At 57.8% G+C, this 962-nt stretch carries 1 protein-coding gene; it reads left to right on the top strand.

Annotated elements, in window-relative coordinates; genetic code table 11:
* Positions 1 to 638 precede the first annotated feature (638 nt).
* Positions 639 to 962: hypothetical protein (locus ACP7AJ_RS21375; protein WP_426062268.1), on the top strand; the 324-nt coding region annotated here is incomplete at its 3' end.

The following is a 962-nucleotide window of genomic DNA, read 5'->3' on the forward strand; positions in this document are numbered from 1 at the left end:
GTGACCACGGCGGGCGCCGCTCCTTACTGCTCACCCTGATGGGCGAATAGTGACGTTCAGTTGAAGGAGCGATTATTTAACCCGAGACAATCCCCTGCACCACCAGGGCGATAAGGTTCGATGTTCGTAGGCCGAACTTAGTTTCCAGCCGCCCTCTTGCCATTGCGGATCCGTGGCTAACTCATGCAACGTCAACTCATAGGTCGCGCCATTCTGGTAGAACGCTTCCCCCTGTTCCCGGGCGCAGGGAATTATGACAAGGACCGAGTCTCGCCCCGGCAAGAGCCTGTTCCTGTCCAGCAGCCGGAATTGAAGCACGGTGGCTGCTTTGAAGTAGCCGCAGTACGGTCCGAGCTTATCCGGGGTAAAGTCGGTGAGCTGCGCCCGCACCACTTGCCCGCACGTGACCCTAGGCCAAAAAAGGCAGAACAGGAGCGCGAGTTTCATCGAAGAGTAAGCTGTTATACAGCAAGCTAAAGATAGTTCAGCCAAAGGGTCCAAAGGTAAACGCGGCCATTCAGTAAAAGGAGGTTAGGTTTAACCCAGGAGTCCCTTCTGAGTTGTTACCCTCGCTTCGCTCACCAAAGCCGGGTGGCGCCCCAAGCGCATTGGAATAAATTTAGGTTTTGACGACTGCCATGAAGACGTTGCTTCTTGCCTTCTTGCTGCTGGCCACCGGCCGGGCGCAGGCGCAATTCCTTTCGCTGAAACAGCTGCTGCGGCTGGCCGAAAAAGTACAGGTGAATTTTCTTGGGGAGAGCCCGCCCCCCTTCGAGGTGGAAAGGGTACTGCTGGGAGCGGGGTTCGCGCGCGTGCGGTGGCGGGAAAACGACCCGGACCTGGACGGCAACCCCGCGTCCTATAAATTCTATTCGCGCAAGACCGATGCCTTACTCATCTTCCGCGCCGATGGCCACGGCCGGCTGCTGGAAGAGTTCATCTACCGCTTCCGGAGCCCCGCC

Origin of the sequence: Hymenobacter sp. B1770 (genome assembly GCF_049896385.1) — a bacterium.
In the GTDB taxonomy this organism is placed as follows: domain Bacteria; phylum Bacteroidota; class Bacteroidia; order Cytophagales; family Hymenobacteraceae; genus Hymenobacter.